Source organism: Photobacterium sp. OFAV2-7, assembly GCF_022347985.1.
Taxonomy (GTDB): domain Bacteria; phylum Pseudomonadota; class Gammaproteobacteria; order Enterobacterales; family Vibrionaceae; genus Photobacterium.
Window position 1 is genome coordinate 1 of the sequence record NZ_JAKRFQ010000140.1, and the last position, 7853, is coordinate 7853.

General features: G+C 48.7%; 8 protein-coding genes. 6 read left to right on the top strand and 2 right to left on the bottom strand.

Features of this window, described 5'->3' with window-relative positions; genetic code table 11:
* Positions 1–42: 42 nt before the first annotated feature.
* Complete coding sequence (locus MHN01_RS09980) at positions 43–1128, bottom strand: TRAP transporter substrate-binding protein (protein WP_239411217.1); 1086 nt, start codon at positions 1126–1128, stop codon at positions 43–45.
* 256 nt (positions 1129–1384) lie between these two features.
* Entirely contained in the window at positions 1385–1702 is a 318-nt protein-coding gene (bolA, locus tag MHN01_RS09985; RefSeq protein WP_239411218.1) for a transcriptional regulator BolA, read from the bottom strand.
* Positions 1703–1899: 197 nt separating this feature from the next.
* On the opposite strand from bolA, the gene MHN01_RS09990 reads away from it, so the two are divergent.
* The 6 genes from MHN01_RS09990 to MHN01_RS10015 all read left to right on the top strand — a co-directional run bounded on the left by MHN01_RS09990 (position 1900) and on the right by MHN01_RS10015 (position 7313).
* A complete protein-coding gene (locus MHN01_RS09990; RefSeq protein ID WP_239411219.1) occupies positions 1900–3024 on the top strand; it encodes a methyltransferase in 1125 nt (374 codons plus the stop codon).
* Between the two features lie 64 nt (positions 3025–3088).
* Positions 3089–3658 (top strand): YajG family lipoprotein, encoded by a 570-nt coding sequence (locus MHN01_RS09995; protein WP_239411220.1) that lies wholly within the window; start codon positions 3089–3091, stop codon positions 3656–3658.
* Positions 3658–4209: a peptidylprolyl isomerase gene (locus tag MHN01_RS10000; RefSeq protein WP_239411221.1), complete on the top strand. Its 552-nt coding sequence runs from the start codon at positions 3658–3660 to the stop codon at positions 4207–4209. Before MHN01_RS09995 ends, MHN01_RS10000 begins: the two co-directional genes overlap by 1 nt.
* A gap of 42 nt (positions 4210–4251) precedes the next feature.
* Positions 4252–4614 carry a hypothetical protein gene (locus MHN01_RS10005; protein WP_075763738.1) on the top strand — a complete coding sequence of 121 codons (363 nt, stop codon included), beginning with the start codon at positions 4252–4254 and terminating at the stop codon, positions 4612–4614.
* A 143-nt stretch (positions 4615–4757) separates the two neighbouring features.
* Complete coding sequence (locus MHN01_RS10010; RefSeq protein WP_239411222.1) at positions 4758–6140, top strand: MFS transporter; 1383 nt, start codon at positions 4758–4760, stop codon at positions 6138–6140.
* Between the two features lie 360 nt (positions 6141–6500).
* Positions 6501–7313: an outer membrane protein OmpK gene (locus MHN01_RS10015; RefSeq protein ID WP_239411223.1), complete on the top strand. Its 813-nt coding sequence runs from the start codon at positions 6501–6503 to the stop codon at positions 7311–7313.
* Positions 7314–7853: the final 540 nt, after the last annotated feature.

Genomic DNA, 7853 nt, shown 5'->3' on the forward strand with positions numbered 1-7853 from the left:
AACAAAGCCCCATTTGAGTTGTTTATTTTTTGTCATATTTTGTTAATCAATATTCACATCAGCATTATCTGACACCCGACCATATTGACGGATATCCATGAGAAACTGACTATATGATGCATAGATCCGACCTAGGTCCGGATCACTGGCACTCTTTTCATTCATCAATTGCTGTGTCAATAATTTCAGCTCAGCCAGCACCTCTTTGGGAAAAAGCCTGATCTCAACACCGTGCTCATTGACCAGCACATCCAGCGCCTGCACGTTCTTTACCATATACTCATCAAGCATATCCTGGTTAATGGCGCGCGCAGCCACTTCAATAATCTGTTTTAAATCATCCGGTAAGGCTTGATATGCATTTCTATTAACCAAGAACTCCAGTGTCGTACTCGGCTCTTGCCACCCCGGATAATAGTAGTACCTCGCAGCATTATGTAAACCAAATGCTAGATCATTATAGGGACCAACCCACTCGGTGGCATCTATCGCACCGGTCTCAAGCGCCGTAAACAACTCACCGCCAGGCAAACTGACCGGAATACCACCCGCCCGCTTCAGCACATCTGCCGCAAACCCGGGCAGTCGCATCTTCAGCCCTTTAAGATCAGCGAGGGTGTTAATTTCTTTATTAAACCAGCCGCCCATTTGAGCCCCGGTATTTCCTCCGGCCATAGGAATAACGCCATAGGGCTCATAGAGCTCCTGCCAGAGTTCAAGGCCGCCGCCATAGTGCAGCCAGGCATTCATCTCCTGAGCCGTCATACCAAAGGGAGTTGCAGAAAAAAACGATGCCGCGGGAATTTTGTCCTGCCAGTAGAAGGCTGCCGAATGCCCCATCTGGGCCGTTCCTTTCGACACCGCATTGAACACATCGAAACTGGGAACCAGTTCACCGGCGCCGTATACCTTTATGATCAGCCGGCCACCACTGAGCGCATTGACTTTGTCGGCAAACCGCTCAGGAGCCAACCCCAGGCCCGGGAAGCCTTTTGGCCACGAGGTAACCAGTTTCCATTCCACGGTCTTGACCTGTTGTTGCTTCTTGTCGCTGCCCTGCTCACCACAAGCAACCAACCCCATGGCAAGCACTAATCCGATTACCATCTTACGACTACGTTGTATCATTGAATTCCCTTCTACTATCTGAACGGCCGCTGCAAAAGTCACAGAGGTTCAAGTTCTTAACAGTATAGTCAGCTCACCATCGCTGACAGCTACCTATCTCGGCAAGCACCGAGAGGCAGGCTCCGCATGTCCTATGAAGGTAAATGCAATAATACGCGAATAATCAAGATAATGATGCCTGCAGATTCAAAGTTTATGACTAAAAAAACCGCAGCAAAGTGCGGTTTATCAATTAGTTCAGAGCTAATCAGGCCACTCAGTCACCCAGTTTTGACCCGCCTCCGCAAGCCGGTGACGCAGGCGCGCCATCAACCAGGCTCTGCCATTCATTTTCGGTATAGGTGTGAATCGCCAGCGCATGAATACTATTGGCCAACTCTTCGGCAAGCGCAGAATTGACAGCACGATGACGGCCAATCAATCGAACACCATCAAACTGCTTGCTCACGACAACCACTTTAAAATGGCTTTCCGAGCCTGGGGGAACATTATGCATGTTACTCTCGTTAACCACTTCGAGATGCAAAGGCTCAAAGGCTTGCTGCAGTTTTTCTTCTATACGTTCCTGGATCATTACTCTCACCTTTATCGCCATGCAATAGCCGCTAAACCGCCACGAAACAACTAGCCGCTTTTACTTTAAGATCCGCTAGTCAGGTAACAGACCGTAATTAATCAGTCCCAAAAGCCGGGTTTTAGTTTGCAGCGCAGGCATGTTCTGCGAAAATGGACAACTCAATTAACTGTAAACATACCCTAAAGTAACCGGTAATGAAACCAGAGCTAACCCTGCACGAGCGTACGCTGACACTCAAGCGCTACCCTGTACGAAAAAACGAAACCCTGCAAGCATGGGACGCCGCGGATGAATATCTCATCAACCATACCCAGGAGATGTCCCTGGATCCTCAGCGACCAATCCTCATCATGAATGACAGTTTCGGTGCGCTAAGCTGCTGGTTCACTCAAAAAGGCTGCGTCACCAGCGTCACCGACTCGTTTATCGCCCGGCTAGGCTGCCTCGCCAACCTCGATGCCAACCAACTACCGCATGTCAATATCATCGACTGCCTGGCCGAGCTACCGGATAACCCGCAACTGGTGTTAATTAAGCTGCCAAAAAACAATCGCCTGCTTACCTGGCAGCTACAGCAGCTTTGTAATCTGTTACCAGAAGACTGTACGGTTATCGGTGCCGCAAAGGCCAAGGACATCCATACCTCGACGCTGAAGCTATTTGAAAAACACCTGGGTGAGACCAAGACATCCCTGGCGGTAAAAAAAGCCCGCCTGATTTTCTGCCGGCCTAACCCGGTGCTGGCAAAGCCGCTTCCGGCTCCGCAGCAATGGGAAGTTCCTGAGCATGAGCTGACAATCACCAACCATGCCAATGTCTTCTCTAGCGACAGCCTGGATATCGGTGCCCGGCTGCTGCTGGAACATATCCCGCAAAACGACAAATACCGCGACATTATCGATCTAGGTTGCGGCAACGGTGTTATCGGACTTAAAGCCGCTCGGCTAAATCCCCAAGCATTCGTCACCTGCGTCGACGAAAGCTATATGGCTGTCGCCTCATGCCAAGCCAACGCCAAGCTTAACCTGCACACGCCGGATCAGCTGACAGCCAAAGTGGCCAACTGCCTGGATGGGCTTGAACACGATAGTGCCGATCTCATTCTGTGCAACCCTCCGTTCCACCAGCAAACCGCCATCACCGATCATATTGCCTGGCAAATGTTTTGTGACTCAAAGCAAGTTCTCAGAGCTAAAGGCCAGTTAATTGTCATTGGTAACCGCCACCTGGGCTACGATGGGAAACTTAGACGCTTATTTGGTAATGTGTCGGTCGTCGCCCAGAATAATAAGTTTGTGGTTTACCGTTCAGGAAAATAACCCAATGTTTTACTATTGAGCCGTTGTCTGCTCACAACAGCTTTTGTTAAGGATAGAAATAAATATGAAGAAGCTCTTTGTTGCCGCCACAGTCTTGGCACTTACTGCCTGTACGGCACCATCTGAACCACAGCTAACCATTGCGCCAACGCCAGTTGTTAGCACTCAGGCTAACGCCCAGGGTAAGTCCCTTAGCCTGGAAAGCCGCGACCTGAGAACGGCTCAATTTATCGCTGTCGTCGACAGCGGCCGCCAGAACGTTCAGCCTCTGCACGCAACACAGAACCTACGCGTCACGCTAGAACAAGCTCTGTCTCGCCAGCTAAGATCTCAAGGTTACGTCATTACGCAAGATAGCCAGGGAACCATGCGCCTGGACATCCTTGAAGCAATGATCAACGTCAAGCACAGCATGATGAGCCATGAGCTTAACAGCAAACTTCAGCTTCAGTTGGTTATCGAGTCCCCGACCGGCAAGTTCGTCAAGCGTTACTCCGGCAAGTCCGAGCGTAACGGTGCGATGAGTGCGTCAATGGGAGATATGGAAGAAGCAATGAACAGCCTGATCACGGCAGTATTAAAAGATATCCATTCAGATCCTGAACTAAACAACTACATGCAGGAGAATCTGTAATGCGTCGCTACCTTGTCGCTTTACTATTGAGCTTTGCGTTGCCCGTTAGTGCCACGCAGGTACTGATGACGACGAACCTCGGTGAACTCACCATTCAGCTGGATGAAAAAAAAGCCCCGCTCTCAAGCCAGAACTTTCTGCGCTACGTTGAAGACGGTAGCTACGTCGGTACCATTTTTCACCGCGTGATCCCGGGCTTTATGGCACAGGGCGGTGGTTTTGACAAAGATTTGCAACGCCGGCCGACCTATCCAGCGATCAAGAACGAGTCAACCAACGGCCTGAGCAATGCCCGTGCAACCATTGCAATGGCACGCACTCAAGATCCTGACTCGGCAACTCGCCAGTTCTATATCAACTACCAGAACAACTCGTTTTTGGACGCTCAGGGCAGCCGTCCTGGTTATGCCGTGTTCGGAAAAGTTGTGAAGGGCTTCTCAGTTATTGAAAAAATGGCTGAAATTCCTACTACAACTATCCGATCTATGGGTATGAAAGATGTCCCGCAGCAGCCTATAGTTATTAAAGCTATTACTATTATCAAAGAGTAGACTAACGTCACCTGGCCGTTAGCCTACGACCAGGTGACTGCTATGCTAACACTGATCTCATCCCGGCCAGATGTGTCTTCTGAATTGGTCAATCAGCATATCGCTGACTACGCCCCCGCCCTGGCACTAAGCGCCTTAGGTACACTGAGTGGCGATGTCAGCTACGACTCCATGAGTAAAACCTGTTCTGAACATCTGCGTGATTGGTGGAAGCTCTCGGTCGCATCGGGAACGCCAGCCGACAGTTATGAATCGGCCTATTGGTACTTACTCCATCTGCTTGAGTCACTCGAAGAGCACGAACTGCTCGGCAATAACTTTATTCAGTTTAAAGTAACAACCACAGCCCAGTTTTTGCTCGGGTTGGGCGAGCACCAGAAAAAAATGCAAGGAATTCGCCCCTAACAACAACTGACACAATACGTTACACCTTAAAGCGAGAGCCTGGCTCTCGCTTTTGTTTTTTACTGTATTTTTACTGAAGTTCCCAGTAGCTTAGATTTATAATCGAGGAAAAGCGGCAACATTGCGATGATTTAGGGGAAGTAATGGAACAACCTATCAAGGAAAACAAACTAGGCTGGCGCGTCTATTTCGAAAAGAAAGTACTGATCATGCTGGCACTGGGCTTTTCTTCCGGCCTGCCTCTGTTGCTGGTTTTTGGCACCTTGTCATTCTGGCTCCGGGAAGCGGAAGTTAGCCGAACCGATATCGGCTTTTTTAGCTGGGTCGCTCTGGCCTATGGCTTTAAGTGGATCTGGTCGCCCCTGATTGACCGTTTTCCCGTTCCTGTACTATCACGGTTATTAGGCCGCCGCCGTGGCTGGATGGTCTTTTCACAGCTCTTAATCATCGCCTCGCTATGCGGTATGGCCTTTAGTAACCCGCAGGTCGATTTAGTACAGTTGGCTGTTTTTGCGGTCATTGTTGCCTTTTCATCAGCCTCGCAGGATATCGTCATCGATGCCTACCGTATCGAGTTGGCCACAGAGCGCCTCCAGGCCGCCCTTGCAGCTGCCTATATGACGGGCTACCGGTTGGCTATGATCATGGCCGGTGCCGGTGCCCTGGCTTTTGCCGCCTGGCTTGGCTCCGACAGCGGCTATGATGCCAACGGCTGGAAGCAAGCTTACTTCATCATGGCATCACTCATGCTGGTCGGCTTAATCACCGCGCTTTGTATCCACGAGCCCAATGTCGACAACTCAGAAATTGATAATATCGAACGAGAATTCCGCCACCAACTCACAGACAACGGTATGATGCCGCAACTGGCAAGAGCCGTTGCCTGGTTCTACACAGCAGCCGTCATGCCGTTCAAAGACTTCTTCTCCCGTTATGGCCGTGATGCCCTGCTCATTCTGGTATTGATTGGCTGCTACCGGATATCAGATGTTGTCATGGGGGTGATGGCCAATGCTTTCTATGTCGACATGGGCTTTACCAAAACAGAAGTCGCTTCGGTATCAAAAGTCTATGGCGTGATCATGACCTTGCTTGGCGCCGGGCTGGGCGGCATTCTTGTCAGCCGGTTCAAGACACTCGGTATTCTGGCGTTGGGGGCCATACTTTCCGCCGGCACCAATATTCTGTTCATGGTATTTACCTATATGGGCAATAGCCTGCCGATGCTGACGCTGGTGATATCGGTTGATAACCTCAGCGCAGGTATCGCGACAGCCGCTTTCATCACCTATATGTCGAGCCTGACCAATGTGGCCTTCTCGGCCACGCAATATGCACTGTTTAGCTCAATAATGCTCTTGTTCCCTAAGTTTATTGCTGGGTTTTCAGGCCTTTATGTCGACACTTTCGGATATAACATTTTCTTCTTTACAACAGCACTGATCGGCTTGCCGGTATTGCTGCTGATCTATGCTGTAGACAAGACCTCAAGCGCTACCTCCGAAGCCAGCTCTGAAGCTAGTTAAGCAACTCATCTCACAGCATCTTTAAGAATCATCGCTAACCGGAAGTATTCTGTTGATGAAGGGTACTTTCGGCATCCATTCATCTCACTTTTCTCTGCCGATATAAGCCCAAAAAACGCGATTAGATAAGTGTTTTGTCATTTGGTTCAGAAAAATTTCATTGAAAGCACTAAAAATAACGATCGAGATCACTATTACCCTATTTTGTAATCGATTACAGAGGATCGTGATCACGATTGAGAAAGGATTGCGCAATCGTTACATTCACAACAGTGACATAAAACAATAGAATCACCGCCATAAATACGGACAACGTATAAATAAGTCCGAAAGATAAAACACAATTAGCGAGGCTTCACCATGCGTAAATCACTAGTAGCACTTAGCGTTCTAGCTGCAACAGCTCTTCCTGCCGCAGTTAATGCTGCAGACTATTCTGACGATATCCACAAAAACGACTACAGCTGGTCTCAGTTCAACCTAATGTACGCTTTTGATGAGAAAGGTGCAGGTAAAGAGTCATCTCACGACTACCTGGAAATGGAATTCGGCGGCCGCTCTGGCATCTTTGACCTGTACGGCTACGTTGATGTATTCAACCTGACCAGCGACAAAGATAGCGACAAGCAAGGTGCAGAAAAAATCTTCATGAAGTTTGCCCCTCGTGTATCTCTGGATGCAGTAACTGGCAAAGACCTGTCTTTCGGTCCTGTTCAGGAACTTTACCTTGCGACACTTATTGAGTGGGGTGGCAACTCTGGTGTAAACAACCAGAAAGTTGGTCTGGGTTCTGATGTAATGGTTCCATGGCTAGGTAAAATCGGCCTGAACCTAATGGCTTCTTACCGCGGTAACGACCATGAGTGGAACGGCTACCACCTAGCAACTAACTGGTTCAAACCATTCCACTTCTTCGACAACGGCAGCTTCCTGTCTTACCAGGGTTACATCGATTTCGAATTCGGTCTAGAAGATGATGCTGCTCACCAGTCAAGCACAGGTGCTGCGATGTTCAACGGTCTGTACTGGCACTCTGATCGCTACGCAGTGGGTTACGGCCTGAAACTATACAACAACGTATACGGTTTCGAAGATGGTGAAACTCTACCATGGGGACCAGTTGCTGACTCTTCAGGTGTTGGTCACTACATTTCTGTTACCTACAAGTTCTAAGTTGATTTGTACTTAGCTTGATGAAAGGCGCCTTTGGCGCCTTTTTGTTATTTCCCTTCCATATATCTCGAAAATAAGATTGAAATTACTTACGAGACATTCCCGCTTTCTAGTTCATTTTCTTCCATATTTTTCCCATCTTTTTTCCCAATAACTGAGAAATACGACTTAGCAATAAGACAGAAGCACAGCGCTGAGAATATGCACTAGCCTTTGCTGTATGAGCGCGAAGTATATTTTTACTCCTACAACACGCTCACGACACACTTCTTGTCATGCCTTTCAAGACTGTGGCAATACCCAGAAAAGCAAACTGACGAGAAGAACAACAAGCAATGGCAAATGGTTAGCGGGAAGTCATCATGTATAAAACTCTGGCAGCTCTCAGTATCAGTTCCGCCCTCGCCCTTTCCGGTGCGAGCTTTGCCGTCGACTATTCCGACGACATCAGAAAAAATGACTATAAGTGGTTCACTCTTAACCTGATGCAAAGTATCAACAACCGCATCCCTTTCGGGTTCCAGGATGATACCTACTTCG